This is a genomic window from Croceitalea sp. MTPC5, assembly GCF_036985505.1.
Classification (GTDB): Bacteria; Bacteroidota; Bacteroidia; order Flavobacteriales; family Flavobacteriaceae; genus Croceitalea.
Genome location: NZ_BTGQ01000006.1, coordinates 126,785 through 140,167, shown reverse-complemented (window position 1 = coordinate 140,167; position 13,383 = coordinate 126,785). Strand labels below are relative to the sequence as shown.

16 protein-coding genes are annotated in these 13,383 nt (G+C 41.0%); 3 read left to right on the top strand and 13 right to left on the bottom strand.

Features of this window, described 5'->3' with window-relative positions; translation table 11 throughout:
• Positions 1–12: 12 nt before the first annotated feature.
• The 9 genes from traM to AACM45_RS17465 are packed head-to-tail and all read right to left on the bottom strand — an operon-like array spanning position 13 to position 7,534.
• Positions 13–1,347 carry a conjugative transposon protein TraM gene (gene traM, locus AACM45_RS17505; protein ID WP_066439696.1) on the bottom strand — a complete coding sequence of 445 codons (1,335 nt, stop codon included), beginning with the start codon at positions 1,345–1,347 and terminating at the stop codon, positions 13–15.
• Entirely contained in the window at positions 1,334–1,621 is a 288-nt protein-coding gene (locus tag AACM45_RS17500) for a hypothetical protein (protein WP_019974903.1), read from the bottom strand. Before AACM45_RS17500 ends, traM begins: the two co-directional genes overlap by 14 nt.
• Before the next feature lie 19 nt (positions 1,622–1,640).
• Positions 1,641–2,069 carry a hypothetical protein gene (locus AACM45_RS17495; RefSeq protein WP_066439692.1) on the bottom strand — a complete coding sequence of 143 codons (429 nt, stop codon included), beginning with the start codon at positions 2,067–2,069 and terminating at the stop codon, positions 1,641–1,643.
• Positions 2,070–2,081: 12 nt separating this feature from the next.
• A complete protein-coding gene (traK, locus tag AACM45_RS17490) occupies positions 2,082–2,705 on the bottom strand; it encodes a conjugative transposon protein TraK (protein WP_026357463.1) in 624 nt (207 codons plus the stop codon).
• A 21-nt stretch (positions 2,706–2,726) separates the two neighbouring features.
• Positions 2,727–3,722, bottom strand: coding sequence for a conjugative transposon protein TraJ (gene traJ, locus AACM45_RS17485; protein ID WP_059333820.1), 996 nt, complete (start codon positions 3,720–3,722; stop codon positions 2,727–2,729).
• A 2-nt stretch (positions 3,723–3,724) separates the two neighbouring features.
• The gene (locus tag AACM45_RS17480) at positions 3,725–4,357 is read right to left on the bottom strand and encodes a DUF4141 domain-containing protein (protein WP_019974899.1); all 633 of its coding nucleotides are present in this window, start codon (positions 4,355–4,357) and stop codon (positions 3,725–3,727) included.
• Between the two features lie 26 nt (positions 4,358–4,383).
• A complete protein-coding gene (locus tag AACM45_RS17475; RefSeq protein ID WP_123860958.1) occupies positions 4,384–6,888 on the bottom strand; it encodes a TraG family conjugative transposon ATPase in 2,505 nt (834 codons plus the stop codon).
• Complete coding sequence (locus AACM45_RS17470; protein ID WP_019974897.1) at positions 6,885–7,217, bottom strand: DUF4133 domain-containing protein; 333 nt, start codon at positions 7,215–7,217, stop codon at positions 6,885–6,887. Before AACM45_RS17470 ends, AACM45_RS17475 begins: the two co-directional genes overlap by 4 nt.
• Before the next feature lie 11 nt (positions 7,218–7,228).
• Positions 7,229–7,534: a DUF4134 domain-containing protein gene (locus tag AACM45_RS17465; protein ID WP_002979435.1), complete on the bottom strand. Its 306-nt coding sequence runs from the start codon at positions 7,532–7,534 to the stop codon at positions 7,229–7,231.
• Between the two features lie 204 nt (positions 7,535–7,738).
• On the opposite strand from AACM45_RS17465, the gene AACM45_RS17460 reads away from it, so the two are divergent.
• Genes AACM45_RS17460 through AACM45_RS17450 form a run of 3 tightly spaced genes read left to right on the top strand, consistent with a single transcriptional unit; the run spans position 7,739 to position 11,056 of the window.
• Positions 7,739–8,038: a helix-turn-helix domain-containing protein gene (locus tag AACM45_RS17460; RefSeq protein ID WP_019974895.1), complete on the top strand. Its 300-nt coding sequence runs from the start codon at positions 7,739–7,741 to the stop codon at positions 8,036–8,038.
• A gap of 55 nt (positions 8,039–8,093) precedes the next feature.
• Positions 8,094–9,299, top strand: a complete 1,206-nt coding sequence (locus AACM45_RS17455) for an SIR2 family protein (RefSeq protein ID WP_019974894.1) — start codon at positions 8,094–8,096, stop codon at positions 9,297–9,299.
• Positions 9,300–9,301: 2 nt separating this feature from the next.
• Complete coding sequence (locus AACM45_RS17450) at positions 9,302–11,056, top strand: ATP-binding protein (protein ID WP_339144266.1); 1,755 nt, start codon at positions 9,302–9,304, stop codon at positions 11,054–11,056.
• Between the two features lie 56 nt (positions 11,057–11,112).
• Here the strand turns inward: AACM45_RS17450 and AACM45_RS17445 are convergent, their stop codons facing one another.
• Genes AACM45_RS17445 through AACM45_RS17430 form a run of 4 tightly spaced genes read right to left on the bottom strand, consistent with a single transcriptional unit; the run spans position 11,113 to position 13,250 of the window.
• Positions 11,113–11,748, bottom strand: a complete 636-nt coding sequence (locus AACM45_RS17445) for a conjugal transfer protein TraD (protein ID WP_123860957.1) — start codon at positions 11,746–11,748, stop codon at positions 11,113–11,115.
• Between the two features lie 12 nt (positions 11,749–11,760).
• Positions 11,761–12,066 (bottom strand): DUF3408 domain-containing protein, encoded by a 306-nt coding sequence (locus AACM45_RS17440; protein ID WP_066434593.1) that lies wholly within the window; start codon positions 12,064–12,066, stop codon positions 11,761–11,763.
• The gene (locus tag AACM45_RS17435) at positions 12,066–12,470 is read right to left on the bottom strand and encodes a DUF3408 domain-containing protein (RefSeq protein WP_066434606.1); all 405 of its coding nucleotides are present in this window, start codon (positions 12,468–12,470) and stop codon (positions 12,066–12,068) included. Before AACM45_RS17435 ends, AACM45_RS17440 begins: the two co-directional genes overlap by 1 nt.
• Before the next feature lie 12 nt (positions 12,471–12,482).
• Positions 12,483–13,250, bottom strand: coding sequence for a ParA family protein (locus AACM45_RS17430; protein WP_123860956.1), 768 nt, complete (start codon positions 13,248–13,250; stop codon positions 12,483–12,485).
• Positions 13,251–13,383: the final 133 nt, after the last annotated feature.

Genomic DNA, 13,383 nt, shown 5'->3' with positions numbered 1-13,383 from the left:
TTGAGTTCAACATTATTTTTTAGATACAAGGAAGACCTGATGCCCTGCTTTTAGCGTAACCTTTGGGGTTCTTACCTTTTTGGCGAAATAGCCCGAAACACCCTGTACCACGCCACGGCTTAAATCAGCAGCAACCTGTTGTCCTGCATTCTGCGTGAGCATTATGCTTGTTCCCGAAGTCTGGCTCATATTGCCCGCCATTTCGGTAAGGGCGTTCATTTCGGGCGAATACGGAACGTACAAGCCTTGCTGTCCGTCCAAATCGTAAATAGTAATATCAACCGGAATGATGTTGCCCTCTAATTCTACGGAGGTAATCTTTAGCTGCAATCGACCTCCCTGAAATTTGGCATTAGCTGTTACAATCGTTCCTTTCGGAATGGTACGTTGAGGCGTTTGGGCTGGCTCTAACAATCGCAATCGTACCCCTGTTTCGCCAATAACCGTTTGCGCATCGTGTACACAGGCTTTGATACTGTTTTTCGGTTGTGCCGTTTGCTCAATAGAACCTGCGGTATAAAAGCCCCGGTTTCTTGTTTCGCTCCAATCGGCTAAAAAGGCACTGTCCGTAGGCTCACGATACAAAGCGGAAACGGTGTTCTTTCTTGTAGGTGTGAATGCCACAAAATGCTCCTTTTGAGTTGAACCTGCGGTAGCCGTACCTGCATCCTTAGCAGGTGGGGCTTCTGTCGAATTTGTACCTGTTGGCAGATACTTTGCCGCCATCTGGTAGGATTTCTCCATTATGGCAAGCTGGTCATCAACGGTTACAGATTTAGGTACATCTTTCTCGGCTAATTGTTCTTTTAGTTCGTCCAATTGCCTGCGGAGTTCTGTTGTTTCAGAGTTGTTATCCTGATAAAATGAACCCAATGTGCTTTGTGCATTGCGGTAACTGCTCAATGCAGGATTGCCGTTTCTTCCCGAACCTCTGCCAACGCCATAGCTGCTGTTTTCGTCTTCTTCGGGAAATTCATCATTAGGCTCTTTTTTGTCTTCAGTATTCCAATAGTCAGAAAGCGTGGTAAGTGCATTGCGTTTTTCTTGCTCTTTGCGTTCCAGCATTTCCAACTCGTAAGCCTTGCCTTTGTCGGCAGGCATTCCTGCTCCGGTAGCCTCCGGTACTGCATCGTTCAGCCCGATGTTCTCAATTTCCTTTTTGTCTGCGGATGGTTTAAATATGAGGTACATACAACCTACGAAGACAATTCCCATTAAGCCAAATATGAGTGGCTTTTTGAGCTTTTCGGCTTTGTTCTGTGTACCGTCTTGCAGTACATCAGTGGTTGCTGCCTGGTTCCCTTCCGTTACCCGAACAACCGACTTTTTGTTCTCATTTTCTTTCATAAATCTTGTTTTTTAGAATTGTTGATAATGTGTCCTGCAATCTTGCAGGACTTTCACTTTTTTTGAGGACAGGGTTTTCGATATGCTCAATGACCATATCGTTACCCGACTTTGAGGTATCGTACCATACTTTGCAAATGACACCTGCCGTAAGCAGTAGATACCCCACAAAAAAGTAAAGTGTGTATTGGTGCTGTTTCCGCAAGGGCAATGCCCGCCAGCGTTCGTCCAGCTTGTCAAAGTACCTGTCCATATTTGCTCTTAGTTTTTTCATAACCTTACTATTTCTGTTGTTATAGCTTGAAACGCTTAGGACTTTGACCTGCCTTTTGCTTCGGTTCTTCATTGACCAAAGCGACTGCCTCAACCGCTTTGGGTGCGGATATGACTGACAGGTTTGTCAGTTCCGATTTTTTCAGCAGTTGCCCAAATTGGTCTTTCCTTGCAACCTCCATTCTGTTAAGCGAGAATTTGCCGTTCAGGTATTTTACCCACATACTGCATTCTACACTTGGCTTGTCTTCGCCCGACCATTGCAGGTAGCCCGTCAGCAACAAGTCCTGTTTAGGCAAACTATCTGTACCTTTTTGGCAGTTTTCGAGGTATTCGCCGATACTTTCCTTCAACTTTCCAGCATACGCTCCCTGCGTATGGAAATAGCCGTTATATCCTTTATCGGTAAGGATTTTTGCAAACGTGCTTAAATCTGATAATGCTTCCATAAGATTGTTTTTTTAGCGTTCGATAACTTCTATATCCCTGTTTTCTATCACTGCAAACTTTTCGATGTTGAAGCCTTGCGGGTTGTTGTCCGAACGGACAGAGTTCACGAGATAACAGGAAGTAATCAGGTTACGCCTGGTCACGTTGCTCGAACGGATAATGAATTGTTTGGCGTAGGTACGCACCGCATAAGGATAGGTGTCGAAATTGCACACGACACTATCCACCTCAATGCGTTGCTGTACATTCCCCGAAATAATCCTGCTGTAATAGCCCTTTTCCGACAGGTCTTTGTAATAATCAAAAGCTGATTTATCGGCAAGGTTGAATGCCCTGCTCATATTGCTTTCGATAGCGTTCTTGTCGGGAGCAAGCGTAAAAAAGAGTTCGTGAAAACGCCTGACGTGTTCCCTTGCTTCCACAGGTCGGTTGATACTTGCATCTTGCGATAAGGCAAGCATCAACGATTTTCCATTATCCAGCACATAGATTTTTTGGCGTTGTTCGTCTGCAAAGCTGTAAGATTTCCAAAGTGAAAATCCTACCACGCTTAGGCAGAGAACGGCAAATACAATGGCATACAGCCGTATTTGCCTAAAACTGTTTTCGATATTTCTTAATGTTTTAAATTCCATTTTTAAATGATTTGATTGTTTTTATTTCCCCATTAACTTGCCACCGATATTTCCAACTGCCGAACCTGTTCCTGCTCCGGCGATATTTCCGGTTTTCATTGCGGCTTGGTTTACGTTACGGGTAAAGTTCCCTGCACCGCCTGCCTGAATAATCCAGCCTGTTACCGTTGGGATAGTGAAGTAGCCCACGATACCGATTATCATAAAGATGATGTACACGGTATTTGAGGTATCAGGAATGTAAGTCGGGTCGGCAAGCATTGCTATATCCTTTTCGATAATGAGGGATTGTATTTTGGCAAGCATAGAGCTGAACAGGTCTGCCACAGGCAACCACAGGTAAACGCTGACGTATCGGGTCAGCCATTGCGTGAGCGTGGACTGAAAACCGTCCCACACGCTTATCGCAAAGGCTATCGGCCCGAGTATGGACAGGACAATGAGAAAGAACGTCCTTATGGTATCAATAACCAAAGCTGCCGCCTGAAACAGTACCTCTAACAGATTGCGAAACCAATTCTTAATAGCTTGTTCGGTTTGGTAGGCAAACCTATCCATATACATTCCCGACATCGTAATCAAATCGCCGGGCGACCAGCCCAATTCTTCGAGCTTTTTATCAAATTCCTCATTTGATACGAGATAGGCTGTTTCAGGATTTCGTAGCATAGCTTCCCGTTCGAGCAGGTCTTTTTTCGCCTGCAAATTGTTGAGGTCAAGCACCTGATTTTCGAGGATTGTGTGAGTACCCTGTACCACCGGACTTAACACGGCATTGATTGTTCCCAATACGATAGTTGGGAAAAACATAATGCAAAGCCCCAAAGCGAAAGGACGAAGCAAAGGGTACATATCAATGGGTTCAGCCCTGCTCAAAGCCTGCCATACTTTTATGGCAACATAGAACAAAGCCCCCAATCCGGCTATCCCTTTAGCCACTGCCGCCATATCGGCGGACAGTGGGAGCATCTCATCATATAATGAGCGTAGGACTTCGTGAAGATTTTGAAATTCCATAACTACCAGTATTTTTGGTTAGGAGTTCCATAGAGGTCAAGCACTCTTTTGGTATTGTTCTGCTTTTTTGCTCTTAGAATACTTACAGAGATATTCTTATTGGTATAGTAGCGTACCAAGCTGTGGTATTCCTTTACTTCTTTGTACACTCTATCAATAATATCCATACGCTCTTTGTCGTTCAGCGAAAGGCTTGATGAGGTTACAATCTGTTTGAGTTCTTTCAGCAGTTCGGTACTTTCATTCAGCAATGCCGAATAACCATTGCTGATAGCTGCCAATTCCTGTGCAGAAAAATTCGGGTCGTTCATCATCTTACCGAAGTTGGTAACATACATTTCGGATACGTCACCGACAAGCAATACAGTCTGCTGTACCTTACGTGCATCTTTTACAAGATTATTTACAGCTTGTAGCTTGTCGTAATACTCCTTACCCTGTTTATACACCTTTTCCACTTCCTTGAAATTTTTAATTACATTGGATACCGTGGAAGAAGTCTGTACGATTTCATTCGCACTGTTGAGAATACCCGATGCCAGATTTGTGGGGTCGGTTACTACCCATTGTGCTTTTGCGGACGGTGCTACGGCGAGCATTAGTGCCGTACACACCATAAAAAGGAACTTTTTCATTTTTATGAATTTTAAAATGTTAATGACTATTGATTTGCTTTGTCACGCCTTTGCATTGCGATATGCTTAATGGCGAGTTCTACGTTACCGTCCAATTCGGAAGCTAATTGCATTACCTCCATTTTTTCGGTTTCTTCGGTGGTGTATGCGAGGTATTCCTCCAAACTAACTTCGGTGGCATAGACTGCCGAGTTCGTACCACCTAAGCCAATCCAAACCTCTTTGTACAGTCGGCTTGCATCGTTGTTCATATTGATAGAAAGTACCTGACCTTTTTCCTTATCTGTAAGCCCCAACATTGCCTGTATGTCATCGAATTTATTCATATACTTACGCTGGTCTAAGAGGATTTTACAGTCGGAATTGTTGATGATACTTTCTTTTACAATGGGCGACTGGATAATATCATCTACCTCTTGCGTAACGACAATCGCCTCTCCGAAGAATTTGCGGACGGTTTTAAATAAATATTTTATATATTCCGCCATTCCTTCTTTGGCAATCGCTTTCCACGCTTCTTCAATCAGGATGAGTTTTCGGATACCTTTCAGCCTCCGCATCTTGTTGATAAAAACTTCCATAATGATAATTGTGACTATGGGAAAGAGGATTTTGTGGTCTTTAATCGCATCAATTTCAAACACGATAAAGCGTTTGGAAAGCAGGTCTAACTGCTTGTCGGAGTTCAACAGATAATCGTATTCGCCACCCTTGTAGTAGGGTTCGAGGACGTTCAGGAAATTTGCAATGTCAAAGTCTTTTTCCCTTACCTGTTTTTCTTCGAGTACCTTGCGGTAATCACCTTTGACATACTCGTAGAAACCGTTGAATGATGGGTAAACATCATCTGTTTTGATACGTTCAATATAACCTGATACGGCATTGGATAATGCCACTTCTTCCGAACGGGTTGGCGGTTCATCATCACGTTTCCATAGTGTCAATATTAAGGTCTTAACACTTTCTCTCTTTTCGATGTCGAAAACCCCATCATCCGTGTAAAATGGATTGAATGCAATCGGGTTGCCTTCGGTGTACGTAAAATAAACACCGTCTTCACCTTTGGTCTTTCCTTTGATGAGTTCGCATAAGCCCTGATAAGAATTACCCGTATCTACCAACAATACGTGTGCGCCCTGTTCGTAGTATTGCCTTACCATATGGTTTGTGAAGAACGATTTTCCCGAACCTGACGGACCAAGTATAAACTTGTTCCGGTTCGTGATAATGCCACACTTCATAGGCAGGTCGGAAATATCCAAATGGATAGGTTTTCCTGTAAGCCTGTCAGCCATCTTGATACCGAACGGCGAGGGCGAATTGTGATAGTTGGTTTCTTCTGTGAAGAAGCACAAGGCAGGTTCGATAAAAGTGTAAAAACTTTCCTCACTCGGAAAATCGCCTGCATTGCCGGGCATTCCAGCCCAAAACAAAGTGGCTACGTCCGTAGTGTTGTGGCGAGGCTTACACTCCATCAATGCCAATGCACTACCGCAATCGTTCTTTAACTGTTTCAGCTCCGCAGGGTCTTCCGACCACGCCATAATGTTGAAGTGTGCCCTGATAGACGACAGACCGAAGCTGTGGGCTTCGTTCAGGTATTTTTCTATCCACTCTTTGTTGATTTGGTTTGCCCTGCTATACCTTGCCAAAGAGTGCATATTGCGGGCGGACTTTTCAAACTTTTGCAGGTTGTCTTCGCTGTTATCCAAAAACAAATATTGGTTGTAGATATGGTTACAGCTAAGGAGTAATCCCACGGGAGCAGCGAACGACAAACGGCAGTCGCTCCGGTCGGTGGATAGCTTTTCAAAACGGGTATCAGCCGATACCGTTCCGGGCAAATCGTCTGTATCGGACAAGGTGTGCAGGCTCAACCTTTTGTTTCCGATACGGACTTCTTCCGTTCCGAGTGCGATGTCCTGCATCGGTGTTCCGCTTTCCCTTGACAGGGTTAGGTACTGTTCCAACAATCCCTGCTTTTCGTCCGTTCCGATGATTTCATCTTCGGTAAGGCGTTGCAGGGTTATGAAACCGCTATCGTTCACGATACGCTCAAACTGTGCCACCGCTTCCATAAAGCGGTGTATCGTTTCCTTGTTCCTGATTTCCTTTGGTATGAGCGTACCTTTGCAAAGCGAACTGAAGTTGCTTTGCATACGCATTCTTTCCTTAGTGGTCTTGGTCAGGAACAGGTAACAATAATGGTTCAGAAATGGTCGCTCATTAAAATGGCGTTGGTAGGATTTAGCCAAAAAACTTTGGTCTTCCTTTGCCAAATCGGGAGCATAGCTTTCTTTGATGTACCAATCCTGTTTGTGGATGACCGTAAAATCCGGCAAGGTCTTGATAGCCTTATGCCAGGCGGAGTGAATAGCTTCGTATTCCGCCGATGCTACCGTAAACAGTTCCGGCAAACGAACCTCAAAGCAGGCGGTAATGTCCGCATCTTTGGAAAGGATGCAGTTGTTTTCTACTGCCAACAAAGGAAATTTGTTTTCCAGCGTTGTTGTCTTTGCAACGTTTCTCATAGGGCATTCGATTTAGGAGTGAATTTCAGATAGCGGTGTACAGGCTTGCGACAAATGATGTATCGGGGATGTCTTTTTCCTGCTCCGATTTTCATTAGCCCGTGTTCGCCGTACTTCCTGTTTAGTGAAAAGGTCTGCCACACAATGAGCGAAGCACCGCCTGCTCCGAGGAACAGGCAGATGTAAGAGTTTACGCCTGCCATATACAGTATCATCACGAGGATGAGCGTACCGAGCAGTCCGCCAGCGAAAATGAACAGGTATTGTGCTTTCAGTCCCTTAAATTCCACTGTCCTGCCAATGCCTTTGTTTATGTTGTAATTGTTCATAAAGCAAAGGATTAAAGGAAGAATGAACGCAGGATGGTAGCCGCTACGATTAAGAAGATACACGCACCGAACCAGCTTGCCGCAGTCTTCGATGTGTCGGGGTCGCCCGAACTGAACTTATTGTAAACTTTAACGCCCCCTATCAAGCCCACGACCGCACCGATGGCGTAGATTAATTGGGTTGCGGGGTCGAAATAGGAAGTTACCATTTGGGTAGCCTCGTTGATACCTGCCGAGCCGTTTCCCTGTGCGAACGCACCAATTCCTGACAGCATAGCCACGGCTGCCAGCAAAACTTTTTTTCTCTGTTTTTCCATAATTGAAACACATTAATTTGTTATTGTTATCCCGCACCTTGCGGACTTTCGGAACAAAGGTGTTTCAGAAATCAGGGCGTTATAATAAAGTGGCAGTCAAAGGAATGATTTGGCAGTGAGTGGCTTTATAGAAAGTCTAAATCCGTATTTATTAAACTATTTTGCTTAAATTTGACATATTTAGACAAGTCTTAAAAAAGCAAAATGGCATTTGGAAAACACATAAAAAGACTAAGAGAAAGTAAAGGATTGTTCCTACGGGAAGTTGGGGCTGCATTGGAACTGGATAGTGCTTTTATCAGTAAAGTCGAAAATGAAGAAAGACCATTGCCAAGAAAACACATCGAAAAGCTTGCAGAATTTTTGAATACCCCAATTGATGAGCTATTGGTTTTATGGTTTTCAGATAAAATAAAGGGACTTATTGACGATAAAGAAATAGGAAAGCAGGCTTTAAAAATTGTTTTAAAAGAATTAAATGCAATCAAGAATAATGCAGATTAGGTTTTTAACAACTCTTCTTTGGCAATAAAAAGGTTAACAAATAAAATATGCGAATATGAAATACATTTTACTCAACAATAACAGTTCTGTTGCTTATGATGATAGTGATGCTACTGATATAAAAGTATATATCGACGGCAAACTTCACGATTTCAAAGAAAGTACCGAAAATAGAATTGATTATGCAATTGCAACAAATAGGAATAAATACTCCCAAACTCTAAATAATCAATTTGAGAATTTATTACTTCTAACTGGTGCAGGGTCATCTATTGGTTGGGGAAAAGATGGGAAGTTGGGTAAGTCGATGGCAAATTTATGGGATGATGCGGAAGCTCTTTTAACAGCCGATGTTTTTGGAAAGTTACTTGAAACTATTGGCTACGATGAAAAATGGGATGATGGCTCTATAGTAAAGAATTTAGAAAAGGTTCTTTCTATGGCAACACCTGCTATACCATATATACCCAAAGAGGATATAGATATTGAGGATTGTGTAAACAAAATTAAAGATTTTATCAAAGAAGCCTGTCAATTGAGTTTGCCAGATAATTCGCCACATACGCTCTTATTAAATAAAATAACGAAACGCAAAGTTACTTTACCAAGATTTAAGCTGTTTACATTGAATTATGACCTAATGTTTGAACAATCAGCTTGTGAAAGCAATTTTGTTGTTATAGACGGGTTTTCATTTTCTCAACCAAGAATATTTAGTGGGCGTAATTATGATTACGATATTGTTTCCCGCAATCAAAGTAGAGTAAAAGAAGAAGACAATTTTATTCAAAAAGTTTTCCATTTGTACAAATTACACGGTTCTGTAAATTGGGAAAAGCAAGACAACAAGATTATACAAAAAGAAGAACCTGACGAACCATTGATGATATATCCACATCAATCAAAATATGAAAGCTCTTATGAACAGCCGTATTTTGAAATGATGTCGAGGTTCCAGTCCAATTTGAGAAAGGAGAATGTTTTCCTTATTACAATAGGCTTTAGTTTCGGGGATAAACATATCGTAACCGCAATCATCGAAGCCTTGGAACAAAATCCAGGCTTTCAATTGATGATTGTAAATAAAGGGATAGATGAAACCAACGAAAATATGAAACCCTTTATTGATGCTGCAAACAAATATTCCAATATATCTATTGTTTCAGAAACCTTTGAGGATTTCGCTAAGAATTATCCTGACTTAAAATCTTACAATCAGGAAGATACACGACAAATAGTAATTAATATCCCTAATAGTTAGATATGAGCAATAGCCCCTTTAATCACAGTCATTTTCTTGGGTATGTAAATTTTGTATCCCCTGCATTTGTGAAAGTGCATTTCCCGTCTTCTGTTTTGATGAAAACATTTGTTCACCACGCAGAAGTGTTGAGAGGTGGACTTGTAGGAAACTATATTGTTGTTGAGGGAGAGGAAAAAGGTTTTCTGGGAAAAATGTTGGAAATATCGTTACCTGAAAAAGAACGGTTGGAATTAAGTGAAAGAACTTTTTCAACTAAAGCATTTCATCCAGTAGGAAGAATAGAAATTCTTTTATCATTTGATTTGTTTGACCCGAGTAGAATAGAAAAAGGGATAAATAGCCTCCCACTCATTGGTTCTAAGGTATTCATTTGTTCGTCGGAATTTCTTTCTACACATTTCAAAACCTTTGGCATAAAACCCGAAAATATCGAACATTCTCCTACTTTTAGAATGGGGAATTTGATATACGATAAAAATGTTCCCGTAGATATTTCTTTGCAAGCGATATTTAGTCGTCATTGTGCGGTTGTTGGTACAACAGGAGGAGGGAAAAGTTATACCATCAGCAAATTTATTGAGGGAGTTATAGAAACCGGAGCAAAAGCTATAATCTTAGACCCAACGGGAGAATACTCTACATTTGATGCTCATCCAAAAGTTGACCATTCAACACTGATTTCAGAAAGCTATTTTCCATATCAGAATTTAACCATTAATGATTTATTCGTTCTGTTCAGACCATCAGGACAAGTACAGCAACCCGTTTTATTGGAAGCTATTAAGTCGTTAAAAGTTGCACATTGCTTATTAGGGAATATTCCTAATAATGGACATAATAATGATGGAACTAACGATACTTTTACATTCAGGGGTCAGCAAGTAGTTATAAATAATGGATTAGTTGTAAAACAAAATAATATTACTGCGGCATATAATAATGCCTACTTTACTTATAAATCTATTATAGAAGATTTCACAATAAATAATTTCAGTATAAATCTACTCCACAGGCAAATAGGGAATGAATGTTTTCAAATATTCAACGACCGTTGGGCAAACAATAGAGATGAAAGAAATTATGGAAATGCAACGAGTTTAATAATGCGTGTTAACAATGTAATATCGGACAATGATTATTCCGGTATGTTTGGATTTAATGCTCCAACCACAAATAACCTAATAACCAAGATAGACGAGTTTTTGAATAATCCAGAATTAAATATTTTAAGAATTGGTTTTGAAAATGTACCTTATAATTTTCAGGCAAGAGAAATCTTGGCAAATTCATTGAGAAGATACTTATTGAATAAAGCTCGAACTAATATTTTCAGAGAAAATCCTCTAATTCTCTTTGTAGATGAAGCCCATCAGTTTTTAAACAAGAAAATTAAGGATGAATATTTTGAAAGCACAGAATTAAATGCTTTTGATAACATTGCTAAAGAAAGTCGTAAATATGGATTATTTCTATGTTTATCAACACAAATGCCAAGAGATATTCCTGTTGGTACGCTAAGTCAAATGGGAACATTCATTACTCATAGGCTGATAAATTATCAAGATAAGGAAGCAATCGCGAGTGCTTGCTCGACTGCCAATAAAGAAACTCTTTCTTTTTTACCATCTTTAGGGTCAGGAGAAGCAATTATTATGGGAGTTGATTTTCCAATGCCAATATCAGTCAAAGTAGATATGCCAACAATTACACCGAAGTTCGATACTCCAAAATTTGTAAAAATAGCGGGCACTTAGTTTTATAGCGTTTGAACAATTTTTAATTTGTGTCTAACATACAAAAGGGAGCTTGCCTAAACAAACTCCTCAATGTCAAAATCACTCAAATCACTTTTCCGCAAAGTGGAAGAACTGTCTTCCGTTTCAGATGAAAGGGTGCTATCCAAAAGCTCGGCTATTCTTCGGGAAGCATCTTCCATAGAATTCTCCAATAGGCTGAATAATTCGGTTCCCTGTATTTTTTGAACTATGGCTATCGCTGTTTCCTTTTGGGCTGGTTCCAATTCTTCTTTTTGGAGCAACACCCCCACGGAGCTTAGTTCTTCAAAGGTAACCCCTTGGGCAAAACCGTCATCGCCACCGGATATTCCGTACCTGTTCCAATCTTCTTCCTCTTCCTCCAAATCAGGTATATTACTGAAAACTTCGTCCAGCTCTTCCTTGCGGATTTGAATGCCGACGTTTTCATTTTCGTCGTATTCAATGTCTAAATTAGCGGGGTTTATCTCCGGTTCCTCAATTTGGCGTTCATTGGCAGCGTTTGGCATTGAAAGGCGTTCTACGGATTTTGGCTGCCCCATAATATCGGGCAGGTTCGGATTGACTTTCTTCTGCGGAGGTACTTGTTTTGTCCTTTTCTTAATGACAATCTTATCCTGTAAAAGCAGGACAATGACTATCAGCAGGCATATCACAATTACTATTTCCATAACGTAGGTTTTTTAAAACAAGCCTTTGTACTTTTCGTTGAACTCTTTTGTAATCATATCTTCAAATACTTTAAAATGATGTTCAAGAATATTATTGAGATAGGCAAACAAGGGTATTTTATCATCGCCTATAATCTGGACTATGCGGGTTAAACGCTCGTGATGTTCAGGACTTAGGTATATGCTTTTATTGCCTCTTTTCTGCATTTTATTCATTTGCATAAATGCGTTTTCATAGGTTGTTTTAGCTGTATTGCTAACTGTATCGGAGTTGCTGCCGGCTGCAACAGTATTCCTGTTCTTTTTATCTTTCTTCATTATAGAATGGGTTTAAAATGTTCATTGAAATAATCGGTAATATCGTCCCCGTACTCCCTGAAATGATGTTCAAGAATATTGTCAATGTAAGAGTAGAGCGTTGTTCTTTCTTCCCTTGTCAGTTGAACGATGCGGAGCAATCTTTCGTGGTATTCAGGGCGTATGTAAACGACCTTGCCATTACGCCCCGATGGAAAACGATTGACCAAAAACGTTTCCTCGTAGTCCGCTTTCTTTGATGAACTGTTACGGGCTTTTTCCCTGGGCTTGTTTTCCTTTGGTACATCCTGCTTTTTGTTAATGGTCGGTGGAGCAACAGGCTCATCGCCGCTTATGACGTTCATAAGGTATTCCTCATCAACATTGGGCTTTTCAAAATCGTTGTTTTTGTTATCTGAAGCCATACTTTACTATTTTTATAGATGAGTGATTTTTAAAAATTCCTCGACAAACAAATCCATTTTAGTTGCTTTCATTAACTGTGGTTCGGCAGGCAGCAAACTTGACCTGAATACATAACTGGCTGTGTCGTCTGTTTCCTTTCGGAAACGCTTGCTGTCCATTATCCTTGTTTCCATTATGGGCAGGTTGAGTTCTTTGATGACACTTTGATACGCATCATACAAACCTGTTTTTTCCCTGCCATCCACTTGGTTCCAGAACAGCCACATCTCTTGTTCGGGATTGCCCTCGTCCGTTTGGGGAAGTCCGAGAAAGGCTTTGGTAAAGCCCAATGTACTTTCCACTACCAAACGGTCGGCAGTAATGGGCGAAAAGATGAAGTCCATTTTTTTTAAGGTTGTCAGTACACCTTTGGTATTGGCTGTTCCCGGCAGGTCGAAGAAAATAACATCCGGCACAACCGCCGACTGGCTTCTGTATTCCGATGCTTTCTCCAGAGCTGTTTCAGCCTTGCATTTGATAATCGGGTACGCTTTTTTGTTGATGGCTTGAAACTGCTTCATTGCCGCCTTTTTATGGTAGTCGTTCTGCATTATGGTTCTCTTATCCCGTTCACGCATATTGGTCAGGCTGTGTTGCGGAAAGTCGCAGTCCATCACCAGCACATTAAAACCTAAACGGTAGTGAAGCACACTTGCCAGCAAGGTGGTCATTGTAGATTTTCCCACACCGCCTTTTTGGGTGGAGAAGCTGATTTTTAAAGTTTTCTTTGTTGTTTCCATTATTTAAAAATTTATTGTTACACACTTTATTTGTTTTGCAGGATTGAATATTGGTTTATCTGATTATTACCTCATTCCTATATTCCTGCATTCCCTTTTGCGTACTTTCCTGCACAGGTATTTGCTTTCATTT

Bases quoted from the DNA above. Each gene is read 5' to 3' on its own strand.
- traM (WP_066439696.1), bottom strand. From the start codon at position 1,347: ATGAAAGAAAATGAGAACAAAAAGTCGGTTGTTCGGGTAACGGAAGGG.
- AACM45_RS17500 (WP_019974903.1), bottom strand. From the start codon at position 1,621: ATGAAAAAACTAAGAGCAAATATGGACAGGTACTTTGACAAGCTGGAC.
- AACM45_RS17495 (WP_066439692.1), bottom strand. From the start codon at position 2,069: ATGGAAGCATTATCAGATTTAAGCACGTTTGCAAAAATCCTTACCGAT.
- traK (WP_026357463.1), bottom strand. From the start codon at position 2,705: ATGGAATTTAAAACATTAAGAAATATCGAAAACAGTTTTAGGCAAATA.
- traJ (WP_059333820.1), bottom strand. From the start codon at position 3,722: ATGGAATTTCAAAATCTTCACGAAGTCCTACGCTCATTATATGATGAG.
- AACM45_RS17480 (WP_019974899.1), bottom strand. From the start codon at position 4,357: ATGAAAAAGTTCCTTTTTATGGTGTGTACGGCACTAATGCTCGCCGTA.
- AACM45_RS17475 (WP_123860958.1), bottom strand. From the start codon at position 6,888: ATGAGAAACGTTGCAAAGACAACAACGCTGGAAAACAAATTTCCTTTG.
- AACM45_RS17470 (WP_019974897.1), bottom strand. From the start codon at position 7,217: ATGAACAATTACAACATAAACAAAGGCATTGGCAGGACAGTGGAATTT.
- AACM45_RS17465 (WP_002979435.1), bottom strand. From the start codon at position 7,534: ATGGAAAAACAGAGAAAAAAAGTTTTGCTGGCAGCCGTGGCTATGCTG.
- AACM45_RS17460 (WP_019974895.1), top strand. From the start codon at position 7,739: ATGGCATTTGGAAAACACATAAAAAGACTAAGAGAAAGTAAAGGATTG.
- AACM45_RS17455 (WP_019974894.1), top strand. From the start codon at position 8,094: ATGAAATACATTTTACTCAACAATAACAGTTCTGTTGCTTATGATGAT.
- AACM45_RS17450 (WP_339144266.1), top strand. From the start codon at position 9,302: ATGAGCAATAGCCCCTTTAATCACAGTCATTTTCTTGGGTATGTAAAT.
- AACM45_RS17445 (WP_123860957.1), bottom strand. From the start codon at position 11,748: ATGGAAATAGTAATTGTGATATGCCTGCTGATAGTCATTGTCCTGCTT.
- AACM45_RS17440 (WP_066434593.1), bottom strand. From the start codon at position 12,066: ATGAAGAAAGATAAAAAGAACAGGAATACTGTTGCAGCCGGCAGCAAC.
- AACM45_RS17435 (WP_066434606.1), bottom strand. From the start codon at position 12,470: ATGGCTTCAGATAACAAAAACAACGATTTTGAAAAGCCCAATGTTGAT.
- AACM45_RS17430 (WP_123860956.1), bottom strand. From the start codon at position 13,250: ATGGAAACAACAAAGAAAACTTTAAAAATCAGCTTCTCCACCCAAAAA.